The organism is Antiquaquibacter metalliresistens, assembly GCF_029211225.1.
Lineage (GTDB): Bacteria > Actinomycetota > Actinomycetes > Actinomycetales > Microbacteriaceae > Rhodoglobus > Rhodoglobus metalliresistens.
Genome location: NZ_JARGEM010000003.1, coordinates 280,065 through 294,650 on the forward strand (window position 1 = coordinate 280,065; position 14,586 = coordinate 294,650).

General features: G+C 68.9%; 11 protein-coding genes and 1 pseudogene. 9 read left to right on the forward strand and 3 right to left on the reverse strand.

Features of this window, described 5'->3' with window-relative positions; translation table 11 throughout:
• The first annotated feature begins 91 nt into the window (after window positions 1–91).
• From PYV02_RS06975 to PYV02_RS06985, 3 genes are read left to right on the forward strand one after another with little or no spacing between them, the layout of a single operon-like run.
• Window positions 92–2,581, forward strand: a complete 2,490-nt coding sequence (locus PYV02_RS06975) for a DEAD/DEAH box helicase (RefSeq protein WP_275757543.1) — start codon at window positions 92–94, stop codon at window positions 2,579–2,581.
• 56 nt (window positions 2,582–2,637) lie between these two features.
• Complete coding sequence (locus PYV02_RS06980; protein WP_275757545.1) at window positions 2,638–3,297, forward strand: esterase/lipase family protein; 660 nt, start codon at window positions 2,638–2,640, stop codon at window positions 3,295–3,297.
• Entirely contained in the window at window positions 3,294–4,682 is a 1,389-nt protein-coding gene (locus tag PYV02_RS06985) for an MFS transporter (RefSeq protein WP_275757547.1), read from the forward strand. The genes PYV02_RS06980 and PYV02_RS06985 overlap by 4 nt, the downstream gene beginning before the upstream one ends.
• Here PYV02_RS06985 and PYV02_RS06990 read toward each other — a convergent pair.
• Window positions 4,650–5,474 (reverse strand): UbiA family prenyltransferase, encoded by an 825-nt coding sequence (locus tag PYV02_RS06990; RefSeq protein WP_275757549.1) that lies wholly within the window; start codon window positions 5,472–5,474, stop codon window positions 4,650–4,652. The genes PYV02_RS06985 and PYV02_RS06990 overlap by 33 nt on opposite strands.
• An 80-nt stretch (window positions 5,475–5,554) precedes the next feature.
• Between PYV02_RS06990 and PYV02_RS06995 the strand changes: the two genes are divergently transcribed.
• The 6 genes from PYV02_RS06995 to PYV02_RS07020 all read left to right on the forward strand — a co-directional run bounded on the left by PYV02_RS06995 (window position 5,555) and on the right by PYV02_RS07020 (window position 12,180).
• Complete coding sequence (locus tag PYV02_RS06995) at window positions 5,555–6,559, forward strand: LacI family DNA-binding transcriptional regulator (protein ID WP_275757551.1); 1,005 nt, start codon at window positions 5,555–5,557, stop codon at window positions 6,557–6,559.
• 114 nt (window positions 6,560–6,673) lie between these two features.
• Window positions 6,674–8,365, forward strand: a complete 1,692-nt coding sequence (locus PYV02_RS07000) for a glycoside hydrolase family 13 protein (RefSeq protein WP_275757553.1) — start codon at window positions 6,674–6,676, stop codon at window positions 8,363–8,365.
• A complete protein-coding gene (locus PYV02_RS07005; protein ID WP_275757555.1) occupies window positions 8,362–9,720 on the forward strand; it encodes an ABC transporter substrate-binding protein in 1,359 nt (452 codons plus the stop codon). The genes PYV02_RS07000 and PYV02_RS07005 overlap by 4 nt, the downstream gene beginning before the upstream one ends.
• Window positions 9,721–9,787: 67 nt before the next feature.
• Window positions 9,788–10,756 (forward strand): carbohydrate ABC transporter permease, encoded by a 969-nt coding sequence (locus PYV02_RS07010; RefSeq protein WP_275757557.1) that lies wholly within the window; start codon window positions 9,788–9,790, stop codon window positions 10,754–10,756.
• 2 nt (window positions 10,757–10,758) lie between these two features.
• The gene (locus tag PYV02_RS07015) at window positions 10,759–11,697 is read left to right on the forward strand and encodes a carbohydrate ABC transporter permease (protein ID WP_275757951.1); all 939 of its coding nucleotides are present in this window, start codon (window positions 10,759–10,761) and stop codon (window positions 11,695–11,697) included.
• Between the two features lie 9 nt (window positions 11,698–11,706).
• Complete coding sequence (locus PYV02_RS07020) at window positions 11,707–12,180, forward strand: hypothetical protein (protein ID WP_275757559.1); 474 nt, start codon at window positions 11,707–11,709, stop codon at window positions 12,178–12,180.
• An 18-nt stretch (window positions 12,181–12,198) separates the two neighbouring features.
• On the opposite strand, the gene PYV02_RS07025 is transcribed toward PYV02_RS07020, so the two are convergent.
• Window positions 12,199–12,516, reverse strand: coding sequence for a hypothetical protein (locus tag PYV02_RS07025; protein ID WP_275757560.1), 318 nt, complete (start codon window positions 12,514–12,516; stop codon window positions 12,199–12,201).
• Between the two features lie 230 nt (window positions 12,517–12,746).
• A pseudogene (locus PYV02_RS07030) lies at window positions 12,747–14,579 on the reverse strand (glycoside hydrolase family 15 protein); the annotation flags it as partial.
• Window positions 14,580–14,586: the final 7 nt, after the last annotated feature.

Below are 14,586 nucleotides of genomic sequence, written 5' to 3' on the forward strand. Positions count from 1 at the left end.
CCTTGCAGCACCATGAGTGGAAACCACCCAGGAGGCGCAGCGCGTCGTCCGCGGGTCGGCGATCGCCCCCGCGATGTGGCACGGTTGAGCCATGCCCGGCATCCTCGACCTCGCGCCGAGTCCCTACGACGCGGATGCCGCGTACGACGCCTTCGCGGGCTGGGCGGCATCCCGTGGCCTGCCCCTGTATCCCGCGCAGGACGAGGCGCTCATCGAACTCGTCTCCGGCAACAACGTCGTGCTCTCCACGCCCACCGGCACTGGCAAGTCACTCGTGGCGATCGCCGCCCACTTCATCGCCCTCGCGCAGGGGCAGCGCAGCTACTACACCGCCCCGATCAAGGCTCTCGTCAGCGAGAAGTTCTTCGCTCTCGTCGACATCTTCGGCGCCGAGAACGTCGGCATGGTCACTGGCGATTCGAGCGTGAATCCGGATGCCGCGATCATCTGCTGCACGGCCGAGATCCTCGCCAACCTCGCCCTGCGTCACGGCGCCGACGCCCCCGTGGACCAGGTCGTCATGGACGAGTTCCACTACTACGCCGACCCGGACCGCGGCTGGGCCTGGCAGGTGCCGCTGTTGACCCTGCCGCGCGTGCAGTTTCTGCTCATGTCGGCCACCCTCGGGCCGATGCAGGAGATCGCCGACGACCTCTCCCGCCGCACGGGCCGCGAGACGAGCCTCATCACGGGGGTCGACCGACCGGTGCCGCTGCACTACTCCTACGCGTTGACGCCGGTGCACGAGACCATCGAAGACCTGCTGCACACCGGTCAGTCGCCGATCTACGTCGTGCACTTCTCGCAGGCGGCGGCCCTCGAACGCGCCCAGGCGATGACGAGCACGAAGGTGATCGGCAAGGAGGGTCGGGACGAGATCGCCGAGGCGATCGGCGACTTCCGCTTCACCACCCGTTTCGGGCAGACGCTGTCCCGGCTCATCCGCTCGGGCATCGGCGTGCACCACGCGGGCATGCTGCCCAAGTACCGCCGGCTCGTCGAGCAGCTCGCCCAGCAGGGGCACCTTCGGGTGATCGCCGGCACCGACACCCTCGGGGTGGGCATCAACGTGCCGATCCGCACGGTGCTCATGACCGGGCTCACGAAGTTCGACGGCACCAGGATGCGCCAGCTCAGCGCCCGCGAATTCCACCAGGTCGCTGGCCGCGCCGGCCGAGCCGGCTACGACACCGCAGGCACCGTCGTCGCCCAAGCGCCGGAGCACGAGGCTGAGAACGCGCGGCTGGTAGCGAAGGCCGGCGATGACATCAAGAAGGTGCGCAAGATCGTGCGCAAGAAGGCGCCAGAGGGCTTCGTCTCGTGGAGCGAGACCTCGTTCCAGCGCCTGATCGCAGCCGAGCCCGAACCGCTCGTCTCGCGCATGCAAATCACTCACTCGATGATCCTCAACGTGATCGCGCGCGGCGCGCACCCGTTCGAAGACGTGCGCGAGCTCATCTTCGGCAGCCACGAACCGTGGGCCAACAAGCTCGCGCTCGCCCGGCGCGCGCTCTCGATCTACCGCACCCTGCGCACCGCCGGGGTCGTGCAGCAGGATGCGGACGGCCGCATCACGCTCACGGTCGACCTGCAGCCGAACTTCGCGCTCAACCAGCCGCTGTCGCCGTTCGCGCTCGCCTCGTTCGAGCTGCTGGATGCGGCATCCCCGACCTATGCCCTCGACATGGTCTCGATCGTGGAGGCGACCCTCGACGACCCGCGGCCGGTGCTCTCGCAGCAGCAGTTCATGGCGCGCGGCGAGGCTGTCGCGGCGATGAAGGCCGAGGGCATCGAGTACGACCAGCGCATGGAGCTGCTCGAGCAGATCACCTGGCCCAAGCCCCTCGAGGAGCTGCTGGATGCCGCGTTCCGCACCTACTCCGCGAGCCAGCCCTGGATCGGCGACTTCGCCCTCAGTCCGAAGTCCGTGGTGCGGGACCTGTTCGAGCGTGCCATGACCTTCGCGGACTACGTCGGATACTACGGCCTGGCCCGCAGCGAGGGCCTCGTGCTGCGCTACCTCTCCGACGCCTACCGGGCCCTGCGCCAGACGGTGCCCGACGACGCCAAGACCGAGGAACTGCAGGACCTCATCGAGTGGCTCGGCGAGCTCGTGCGGCAGGTGGATTCGAGCCTGCTCGACGAGTGGGAGAGCCTGCGCTCGCCGGGCGAGGATCCGACCGCGCCGGCGCTGCCGCCGCCCCCGCCGAGCGTGCTCTCGAACCCGCGCGCGTTCCGCGTGCTCGTGCGCAACGAGCTGTTCCGCCGGGTGCAGCTCGCGGCGCTCGAGAACTGGGCCGCCCTCGGGGAGCTGGATGCCGCATCCGGCTTCGACGCGGACGCCTGGGCGAACGCCATGGACGGCTACTTCGACGAGCACGGCTCGCTCGGCACCGGCCCGGATGCGCGCGGACCCGCCATGCTCCTGATCACCGAGGCGCCGGCCCAATGGAGCGTGCGGCAGATCTTCGACGACCCCGCCGGCGACCACGACTGGGGCATCTCCGCGATCGTCGACCTCGAGGCATCCGCGGAGCAGGGGATCGCGGTGGTGCGCGTCACAGCCGTCGACCGGCTGTGAGCCGTCGTGCCTAGACTGACGGGCATGGCGGTCACGCGCGCGGAGCACCCGGCGCGATGAGGCGGGCTCCGGCGATCGCGCGGGACTACGCGCTGGCGCTGCGCTGGCGCGCCGCCGCGTTGCGCGGTGGTGCGGCACCGGCGGCGTGGAGCAGTGGCACGCGGCATCCGGTCGTGCTGGTGCCGGGGGTGTGGGAGCCGTGGCTGTTCCTGCGCGAGCTGGGCCGCCGGTTGCACGAGGCGGGGCACCCCGTGCACGTCGTGCCGGAGGTGCGGCGCAACAACGCGCCGATCCCCGCCGTCGCGGCGATCGTCTACGCCGAGATCGAGCGTCGTGGGCTGAGGGGCGTGCGCCTCGTCGCGCACAGCAAGGGCGGCCTGATCGGCAAGTACATGCTCGCGAATCTGGATTCCGCCGCACGCATCGACCGCCTGATCGCGATCGCGACCCCGTTCCAGGGCTCCAGCCGCGCGAAGTACACACTGGCGCCCGCCCTGCGTGAGTTCCATCCGGAGAACCCCACCATTCGGGCCCTCGCGGCGCAGACGCAGGTGAACGACCGCATCACCTCGATCTTCGGGGCATACGATTTCCATGTGCCAGCCGGAAGCGCGCTCGAGGGCGCAACCAACGTCGAAGTGCCCTACATCGGCCATTTCGGGGTGCTCACCGACGAGCGTGTGATCGCCGCGGTGCTCGAGGCGGTGGCGGGATGACCCGCGAACAGCGCCTCGTACTGGTGATCGCGATCCTCGCCTCCTTCGTCGCGTTCCTCGACGGCTCCGTGATCAACGTGGCGCTGCCCGCGATCAGTGAAGAGCTCGGCGGAGGCCTCACGACGCAGCAGTGGGTCGTCGACGCCTACCTCATCACGCTGAGTTCGCTCATCCTGCTCGCGGGCTCGCTCTCCGACGTCTACGGGCGGATCGTCGTGCTGCGCGCCGGGCTCATCGGGTTCGGCGTGGCATCCGTGCTCATCGCGGTCGCCCCGACGGCCGAGCTGGTGATCGTGCTGCGCGGCGTGCAGGGCATCGCCGGCGCGTTGCTCGTGCCCAGTTCGCTCGCGCTGATCATCTCCACGTTCCGCGACGCCGCCCAGTCGAAGGCGATCGGGCAGTGGACGGCGTGGACGAGCGCCTCGTTCCTGGCTGGACCGATCCTCGGCGGACTCTTCGTCGACCTGCTCAGTTGGCGTCTGGTGTTCGCCATCAACGTGTTGCCCATCGCGGTGACGCTCTGGCTGCTCGTGGTGCTCAAGCAGCGCGACGTGCGCAGCGACCGTCGCATCGACTACCTCGGCGCGGTGCTGGGGGTGCTCGGCCTCGGCGGTCCGGTGTTCGCGCTCATCGAGCAGGGCAACTACGGCTGGTCGAGCCCGGCCGTGTACCTGCCCTTCGGCCTCGGCCTGCTGAGCTTCGCCCTGTTCGTGTGGTGGCAGTCGCGGGCCAGAAACCCGATGCTGCCGCTGGGCATCTTCGCCTCGCGCAACTTCGCCTGGGGCAACGCCTCGACCGTCTTCGTCTACGGTGCGCTCGGCCTCGGCGGCTTCATCGTGACGGTGTACCTGCAGCAGGTCGCGGGCTATCCGGCGACGCTCGCCGCGCTCGCCTTCCTGCCGGTGTCGCTGGCCAACGTGTTCCTCTCCGGCATCTTCGGCACGCTGTCCGGCCGGTACGGTCCCCGCTTCTTCATGACGGTCGGCCCCATCCTCGGCGGCATCGGATACCTCCTCATGCTGACCACGGGCACCGAGGTGGACTACTGGACGCAGGTGCTGCCCGGCGTGCTCGTGTTCTCGCTCGGCCTGTCGATGACGGTCGCGCCACTGACTTCGGCGATCCTCGGCTCGATCCCCTCGACGCAGGCGGGCATCGGCTCCGCGGTGAACAATGCGGTCGCCCGCGTCGCTGGGCTGATCGCGACCGCGATGATCGGGGTGATCCTGGCCGGAGAGCTCGCCGTGGGCAGCTTCCACCGTGCGCTCATCGTCACGGCGGGGCTGCTGATCGCCGGAGGCATCGTCGCCTTCATCGGCATCCGCAACCCGGCGCGGACCGCGGTCGAGCCTTCAGGCGACGAGTCGCTGCCCGGCCATCGCTAGCAGCGCGACGTCGATGAGGGCGGCGGCGATGATGATCCAGAACACCGCACGCGAGGCCCGGTCGACCAGCACGAGCACCGCGCACACGACGGCGAGCACGAGACTGATGCCCAGCCCGACCAGGAGCGCGGCTTGCGCACCCGAACCCAGCACGATCGCCACGGATGCCGCGGCAAGGCTCACCGCGATCACCAGTCCCGATCCGCGCCGACCCAGGCGGTGCGGCAACCCGTTCACGCCGGTCGCCCGGTCGTCGACGAGGTCGGGGAGCACGTTGCCGAAGTGGGCGGACACGCCGAGAAGGGCACCCGCCGCGATCGCCCACGGTGCGGCGACCGCCGGTTCCGGGCGCGCGAGCGTGACGATGAGCGGCAGCAGGCCGAAGCCCAAGTAGGGGAGCACCGAGAACGCGGTGCGCTTGAGCCAGGCGTTGTAGCACCAGCCGGCGGCGATGAAGGCGGCGTGGGCGAGGGCGGCCGCCCAGCCCAGGGGCAGCATGAGCGCCGCGCCGAGCACGGTCGCGACGATCGCCGACACCCGCACCGCCTCGATGGGGATTCGGCCGTCGGCGACCGGCTTGTCGCGTCGGCCGACCGCACGGTCGCGTTCGGCATCCAGCCAGTCGTTCGAGAGGCCGACGGCGAGCTGACCGATCAGCACCGCGAGACCGAGCAGCACCAGGCGCCAGGGCTCGAGGCCGACGGTGAATCCCATCACGACCGTGATGGCGGTCACGGCGAGGCTCGGCAGGGGGTGACTGCTGAGCGCGAGCGCGACCAGGATGCGTGGCATTCCGCCATCGTACGGGGCATGCGGGCGGCGTCATCTGCAAGTTCTTGCGTTGTCTTGCAAGGTTTGCGTACCCTGGTCGCATGTCGAGACGACTGGCGGAGGTTGCGAGAAAGGTCGGGGTCAGCGAAGCCACGGTCAGCCGGGTGCTGAACGAGAAGCCCGGGGTTTCGGAGGCGACGCGCCAGGCGGTGCTGACGGCGCTCGACGTGCTCGGCTACGAGCGGCCCACCAAGCTGCGCGGTGAACGCGCGCGGCTGGTCGGGCTCTTCCTGCCCGAGTTGCAGAACCCGATCTTCCCGGCGTTCGGCGAGGCGATCGCAGCGGGGCTCGTGCAGAGCGGGTACACGCCGGTGCTGTGCACCCAGACGGCGGGTGGCATCTCCGAGGCGGACTACATCGAATTGCTGATCCAGCAGCAGGTCTCCGGCATGGTCTTCGTCGGTGGTCAATACACGCAGGGCAGCGCGCCGCACGAGCACTACGCTCGGCTCACCGAACTGGGCATTCCGACGGTGTTCGTCAACGCGCCGGTCGCCGAGCTGCGCTTCACGACGGTCTCGACGGATGACGCGGTCGCCATGGAACAGGCCTGGAATCACCTGATCCAGCTGGGCCACACCGGCATCGGTCTCGTGCTCGGGCCGGAGGACCACGTGCCGTCGCAGCGCAAGCTGGCCGCGGCGCGGCGCGCGGCGGCGGCCTCCGGCATCCCGGTGCAGGTCGCGCACTCGCACTACTCGCTCGAAGCCGGTCAGGCCGCGGCCACCCGACTGCTGTCGACCGGCGTCACGGCGATGATCTGCATGTCGGACCCGATCGCGCTCGGGGCGATCCGCGCGGTGCGCCGGGCGGGCCTCGACGTGCCGTCGGACGTGTCGGTGGTGGGCTTCGACGACTCGGCGCTGATGAACGCCACCGACCCTGCGCTCACCACGATCCGGCAGCCCATCGATCCGATGGGCCGCATGATCATCGAACTGCTGGTCGGGCAGATCCGAGGCTCCGCACCCGTCACCGACGAGTACCTGTTCGAGCCGGAACTCGTCGTGCGTGCCTCCACGGGACCACCCCCGGCGCGCAAGTAACGCAAGTTTCTTGCAGTTTGTTTAGTTCTTGCATCATTCTGTCAAGAACGCTACTTTTCCTGTCGAAGCGCCGAACCGTGCTGCCGACAACGCCGTTGACAGGAAACCGAACCCGTGGACGCACCAGTCCTGACGAACGCCCACCCGGCGCTCGCCCCCTCCAGCACCGATCCGCTGTGGTGGCGCAGTGCGGTGATCTACCAGCTCTACATCCGCAGTTTCGCGGACGGCGACGGCGACGGCACCGGCGATCTGGCGGGGGTACGCGCGCACCTGGACTACCTCAAGCGGCTCGGCGTCGACGCGCTGTGGTTCACCCCCTGGTATGCCAGTCCGCTCGCCGACGGGGGATACGACGTCTCCGACTATCGCGTGATCCATCCCGCGTTCGGCGACCTCGGCGAGGCCGAGGCGCTGATCCGCGAGGCGCTGCAGCTGGGCATCCGCACGATCATCGACATCGTCCCCAATCACGTCTCCCGTGAGCACCCCTGGTTCCAGGCCGCGCTCCAGTCCGCCCCGGGCAGCCCGGAGCGCGCGCGATTCTGGTTCGTCGACGGCGAAGAGCCGCCCACGAAGTGGGTCTCGAACTTCCAGGGCGGTACCTGGACCCGTGTTCCGGACGGCCAGTGGTACCTGCATCTGTTCGCACCCGAGCAACCCGATCTGAACTGGAACCACCCCGACGTGCGCCGCGAGCACGAGGACGTGCTGCGCTTCTGGTTCGATCGCGGGGTCGCCGGGGTGCGCATCGATTCGGCTGCGCTGCTCGTGAAGGACCCGGCGCTGCCGGAGGTCACCGAGCATCCCGCCCCCGGGCAGCATCCCAATACCGATCGCGACGAGGTGCACGACATCTACCGCTCCTGGCGTGCGATCGCCGACGAGTACCCCGGCTCGCGCGTGCTCGTGGGCGAGGTGTGGATGCCCGATCCGGTGCGATTCGCGAACTACCTGCGTCCCGACGAGATGCACACCGCCTTCAACTTCGACTTCATGACCCGCCCGTGGAACGCCGGGCAGCTGCGTGAGTCGATCGACGCGATGCTCGCCGCCCATGCACCCGTGGGTGCGCCATCGACGTGGGTGCTCTCCAACCACGACGTGACGCGGCCGGTGACGCGCTACGGCCGAGACGACAGCTCGTTCGCCTTCGCGACGAAGCGGTTCGGAACGCCCACCGACACCGCGCTCGGAACGCGCCGCGCCCGCGCGGCCGCGCTGCTGAGTGCCGCCCTGCCGGGCAGCCTCTACATCTACCAGGGTGACGAGCTCGGCCTGCCGGAGGTGGAGGACCTTCCGGAGGGAGCCCGCCAGGACCCGATGCACTTCCGCTCCGGCGGCGTGGATCCGGGTCGTGACGGATGCCGCGTGCCGCTGCCATGGGCCGACGCCGCGGCGCCCTACGGCTTCGGGCCGCCCGGCACCGTGCCGTGGCTGCCGCAGCCGAAGGACTGGGCCGCGTACACGGTCGAGGCGCAGGAGCGCGATCCCGGATCGATGCTGGCCCTCTACCGCGCCGCTCTGGCGTTGCGGCGCGAGCTCGGCGGCGACGAGCGGTTCGCCTGGGTCGATGTCCCGGGCGACGTGATCGCATTCCGTCGCTCGCACGACTTCGTCAGCATCACGAACTTCGGCGCCGCCCCGGTGCCCCTGCCGGAGCACGAGCAACTGCTCCTGGCGAGCGCCGCGCTCGTCGACGGCGAGTTGCCACCCGACTCCACCGCTTGGCTGCGCACGCGGCCGACGCCGGAGAACCCAACCACCGAAGTCCCCGCAACACCCACCAGAAAGGCAAGACAATGAAGTCACGTAGCAAGTCGCTCATCGCGGGCGTCGCCGCGCTCGGTCTCGTCGCCTCCCTCGCAGCCTGCTCCGCCGGCAGCGCGAGCGGCAAGACCGAACTGCGCGTCGCCACCTTCCCCCCGGGCGCCGACGCGGCGGCGTACGAGGCGTTCGCGACCCAGGAGGCGCAGTTCGAGAAACTGAATCCCGACATCGACGTCATCGGGGTCGAGTACGAGTGGACCGGTCCCACCTTCGCGGTGCAGCTCGCCGGCGGCAGCCTGCCCGACGTGTTCACGGTGCCGTTCACCGACGCCAAGACGCTGCTGGAGAACGGTCAGCTCATGGACGTGACGCAGGAGATCGACGACCTCGGCTACAGCGACAAGTTCAATCCGATCATCCTCGACGCGGTCACCGGTGCCGACGGCCACCTCTACGGATTCCCGCGCCAGGCCTACGCGATGGGACTGCACTACAACCGTGACCTGTTCGAGCAGGCCGGTCTCGATCCGGATGCGCCCCCGACCACCTGGGACGAAGTCGCAACCGCGGCCGCAGCCATCGCCGAGGCCACGGGCAAGGCCGGCTTCATGACGATGACCACCGGCAACACGGGCGGCTGGCAGCTCACGGCGCAGACCGTCGCGCACGGCGGTCGCACCGTGATCGACAACGGCGACGGCACCTACACGGCGGATCTGCAGAACGACGGCACCGTCGCGGCGCTCGAGTTCCTGCAGCGGCTGCGCTGGGACGACAACGCCATGGGCAGCAACTTCCTGTTCGACTGGGGCAGCATCAACCAGGAGTTCGCGGCAGGCAACATCGGCATGTACACCTCCGGCTCGGACGTCTACACGGCGCTCGTTCGGGACTTCGGCATGGACCCCGCGCAGTACGGGCTGACGGTCATCCCCACGGATGGCGCCGAGCCCGGCGTGCTCGGAGGCGGCGACATCGCCGTCGTCAGCCCCGCGGTGGACGACACCACGAAGGCCGCCGCGGTGAAGTGGATCGACTGGTACTACATGCAGAAGCTGCTGAACAAGGATGCCGCGATCGCCGACGCGGAGGCGCTCGTCGCCGCCGATCAGGCCGTCGGCACTCCCGTGCTGCCGGTGCTCGATCAGGCGACCTACGAGGAATCGCGGGAGTGGATCGCGCCGTTCATCAACGTTCCGCTGGACCAGATGTCCGGATTCTTCGACGGCATCTTCGAGCAGACGCCGGTGGCCGAATCGAAGGGCAAGACGCAGGAGATCTACGCGCTGCTCGACTCAGCCATCCAGACGGTGCTCACCGACCAGAACGCCGACATCGAGGCGCTGCTCGCGAAGGCGAACGCGGACGCCCAGGCGCTCCTCGACGAATAGCCGAACGCCGGTGCGTGCCCGGCCCGGACCCGACCGGGCCGGGCACCACCCTCACGAAAGCGACTCCATGACCACCCTCCTCGATGATGCGCCGGCTCCACCCCTCGCCGACCGATCGGTCCCGACCGTGCGACGATCGCGGCCGCGGCGCACCCCGGCAACCTGGCTGCGCGGCGGCGGGCTCAGCAACCTGGTGTTCCTGGCCCCGATGATCATCGTGTTCGGCGTCTTCAGCTGGTCGCCGATCATCCAGTCCTTCATCATGAGTTTCCAGAAGACGAACCTCATCACATCGTCGTGGGTCGGCCTCGACAACTTCGTCAACGTGCTGAACGATCCGCTGTTGGGCACCGCGGTGGTCAACACGCTGTACTTCGCCGCGATCGCGCTCGTGTTCGGCTTTCCACTGCCGATCCTGCTCGCCGTGCTGATGAGCGAGGTACGACGCGGCAAGGGGCTCTACAGCGCGCTCGCCTACCTGCCGGTGGTGATCCCGCCCGTCGTCGCCGTGCTGCTCTGGAAGTTCTTCTACGACGCGAGCCCGACCGGGGTCTTCAACACCATCATCGGATGGTTCGGTGTTCCACCCCAGCCGTGGATACAGAACGCGGTCTCGGCCATGCCCTCGCTCGTGCTGGAGGCCACCTGGGCCGGAGCCGGGGGCTCGATCATCATCTACCTCGCAGCGCTGATCAGCGTGCCGCCGGAGCTCTACGACGCCGCAGAGGTGGATGGCGCATCGGTCTGGCGCAAGATCTGGCACGTCACGCTGCCGCAGTTGCGCGGGGTCATCTTCGTCATGCTGATCCTGCAGGTCATCGCGACCGCGCAGGTGTTCCTCGAGCCGTATCTGTTCACCGACGGAGGCCCAGCGAACTCCACGGTCACCGTGCTGCTGCTCATCTTCCGATACGCGTTCCAGAACAGTCTCGGGGGCAACTACGGCGAGGCGACGGCGCTCAGCGTGATGCTCGCCATCGTGCTCGCCGTGCTCTCCTTCGTGTATTTCAAACTGACCGAACGGTGGAACCAGTGAGCATCCTCACCACCCCGCGACTGCGACCGCGGCGTCGCGAACGAGCGGCCGAGCCGACCGGCGACCGCGGCATCCTCTCCGGCTTCGACCGGCGGCGGCCCTCGGTGCGCGCCTCGATGACGGTGGTGCACGTCGTTCTGCTCGGCGGGTTCGTGATCGCGGGGCTCGGCCCGATCCTCTGGCTGGCCAAGGCGGCGTTCACCACGACGCAGGACTCGATCCGTGCGCCGCTGGCCCTGTTCCCGAGCGGCATCGACTGGGGCAACGTCGCCCAGGCCTGGAACGAGGTGCAGGTCAGCCAGTACTTCCTGAACACCTTGCTCGTGGCCGCCGGCGCGTGGTTCTTCCAGCTGCTGATCGCCACGACCGCCGGCTACGGGTTGTCCGTGCTCAAACCGCGGTATGCGCCGATTCTCAACGGCGCGGTGTTGGCCACGCTGTTCATCCCATCGGTGGTGCTGCTCGTGCCGCTGTACCTCACTATCGTCTCGCCGCCGCTGCTGGGCAGGGATGCTTCGCTGCTGAACAACTACCTCGCGGTCTGGCTGCCGGCAGCGGCCAACGCGTTCAACATCCTGCTGGTCAAGCGCTTCTTCGACAACCTGCCGCGCGAGGTGTTCGAGGCGGCACGCACCGACGGCGCGGGGCCGTTCCGGTTGTTCTGGTCGATCGTGCTGCCGATGTCCAAGCCGATTCTCGGCGTCGTCAGCGTCTTCGCGATCATCGCCAGTCTCAAGGACTACCTCTGGCCGATGCTCGTTCTCCCGGATCCCGCGGTGCAACCGCTGGGTGTGCGCCTCCCCGCGATTCAGTCGCAGACCGAGCTCGACGTGTTCCTCGCGGCACTCGCGATCTCGACGATCATCCCGATCGTGCTGTTCCTGGCGTTCCAGCGCGTGTTCCTCAGGGGAGCGGGACTGGGCGGTGCCGTCAAGGGTTAGGGTCGAAGCATGGGGGAGACGATGGATGTCGGCGCGCTCCTGCCCGGAACCTGGCGGATCGCGGCGACGAACGTTCCGGTCTGGCTCGACGGCTCGCGGCTCGAGCCCACCTTCACCTTCGAGGTGCTCGAGACGGACCCGCTGGTGCTCACCGACGACGTGGCATTCCGCACGCCCGACCGCGAGGAGAAGCACATCCTCGGCCGCAACGTGTGGCGCGGCGATGCCTTCCATGCACGGCGCGGAGGGATCCTGCGACTGGCGCGCGGGCGCTGGACCGTCAGCGGTGCCAGCGCTGACGGCACGATCGCGGCGATTCGCGTGGATGCCTCGACGGTGCGCGCCGCCGGCGTCGACATCCTCGTGCGCTCCGAGGTCGAGCGACCGGAGCTGCGCACGCTGATCGCGCGGGACACCGCCCGGTATGGGCTCACGCTCGAGGAGTTCGCCTCGCTGAGCTGGACCACACCGACAGCCGCCTGACGGCCGCTCGCACGGGGGCTACAGCGTCGGGAGCTGGAATCCCTCGAGGTCGGTCTTGACCTCGACCGGACCGTGACCGGTGAGCTTGACGGTCGCCTCGTTGTCGGCGGCTGCCGCCGGTGGACGGGTAAGCGCTCCACCGACGAACAGCGCGCCGACGAGAACAGCGAGGATCGATCCGGCGCCGATGCTGATCACCGTTCGGGAGACGCGCACGTGCTTGAGCTTCGCTGCAACGGTCATGCCGACTGCGACGAGAGCGGTCACCGCGAGGGCGATCGCAACGGCAGTCGGCAGACCATTGTCTGCGCCAGCCTGGGGGGCGGCTGTGAGCATGGAGAACATGCGCTGCTGTTCCTTTCGGGTAGGAACCGGGCCTGTCGGGTACAGGACCGTGATCCCAGTGGGTCCTCATTTAGGGGGACTCGCTGGTCAGCGATGCCACGGTAGCAGCGGCCGCTCATCGCCGTCAATCTCGTGTATACCCCCCATTCGGGGGTCAAAACGGGCGAAGAGAGCGCTCCCATCGGCCAGCGTGCGCGAATAGCGTTGCCGCTGGTGCGATATCAGTCGTATCTGGCCGTGTTCATTGCGGAATTCGTAGGTGACTGCGCCGCCGCGATCGCGTCCGCGGCGCGCACCAGCGTGAGGTGCGTCAGGGCTTGGGGCGTGTTGCCGGCCTGCCGGGCGCCAGCGACGTCATACTCCTCGCTCATCAGTCCCAGATCGTTGGCGAAGCCGACGAGCCTGTCCATGAGCGTGCGGGCATCCGAGAGCCGATCGGAGCGCGCATACTGCTCCACGAGCCAGAACGAGCAGGCGAGAAACGGATTCTCGCCCTCCGGAAGGCCGTCGACGCCGGACTCGGTGCGATACCGCAGCAGCAGGCCGTCGTGGAGCAGATCCTCCTCGATCGCACGCACCGTGCCGAGCATGCGCGGGTCGTCGTAGGACAGGTATCCCACCTGCGCGAGCTGCAGCAGGGACGCGTCGACGGCGGAGCCGCCGAAGTACTGCACGTAGGTCCCACGCACCGAATCGAAGCCCTCGCGCTCGATCTCCGCCGCGATCTCCTCGCGGATGGCCTCCCAGCGCTCTGCCGGACCGTCCATGCCGTACTCGCGCACCGCCCGGATCGCACGATCGAACGCGGCCCACACCATCACTCGGGAGTGGGTGAAGTGCCGCCGAGGTCCACGGATCTCCCAGATGCCGTTGTCGGCGCGGTGCCAGTGCTCCTCGATGTACGACATCAGTGCGCGCTGCAACGGCCAGGAGAACTCCGTCTCCTCGACGCCCGCAGCCCGAGCCGCCTCGAGGGCGATCATCACCTCGCCGAAGACGTCGCCCTGAAACTGCGTGTAGGCGGCGTTGCCGACGCGCACCGGCGCCGAACCCTCGTAGCCGGGCAGGGTGGTGAGCTCGCGCTCGGTGAGCCGCCGTTCGCCGGCGAGTCCGTACATGATCTGCACGTCGGCCGGATCCCCGGCGATGGCGCGCAGCAGCCATCGACGCCAGTCGTCGGCCTCCGTGGTGTAGCCGTGTGCGAGCAGCACGTCGAGCGCGAGCGCGGCATCCCGCAGCCACACGTAGCGGTAGTCCCAGTTGCGTCGTCCCCCGAACTCCTCGGGCAGGCTCGTGGTGGCGGCGGCGACGATGCCACCGGTCTGCTCGTGGGTGAGGGCGCGCAGCACGAGCAGCGATCGGCGCACCGCATCCGCGTACACGGTGGAACCGGTGGTCGCCGCCGATGCCCACTGCCGCCACCAGGCCACGGTGGCCTCGAGGTGCTCGTCGACGGGGCACGGATCCGGAGGCGGCTCGTGCGAGCGGAACCACGTCATCACGAGGTCCACCGTCTCGCCCTCGGCGACCTCGAAGTCGGCGGTGTGCACGTGGTCGCTGGCGGTGAGCTTCGGCCCGCGCACGATGACGGCGTCGGGACCGGCGATCCCGACGAGGGCATGGCCCTGGAACTCGGGCGTCTGTCTGATCCAGGGGAGGGCATCCGCGTAGTCGAAACGAATCCTGAGGTCCACGTGCATGGTGACCGAGCCCCGGATGCCGCGCACCCGGCGCACGATGTCGGCGCGCGAGTCGCCATGCGGCATCAGGTCGGTGACCTCGACCTCGCCCTCGTCGGTCACCCAACGCGTGACGAGCACGAAGGTGTCTTCCAGGTAGGCGCGCGTGCTCGTCGCCTCGGGGGCGAGCGGCGCGAGGCGCCACTGTCCGTGATCCTCGGTGCCGAGCAGGGCGCCGAAGACCGACGGCGAGTCGAAGCGCGGCAGGCACAGCCAGTCGATGCTGCCGTCACGACCGATCAGCGCCGCGGTGTGGCAGTCGCCGATGACGGCGTAGTCCTCGATGCGGGAGGCCATCAGCGCCGCCCCGCGAAGCCTCGCC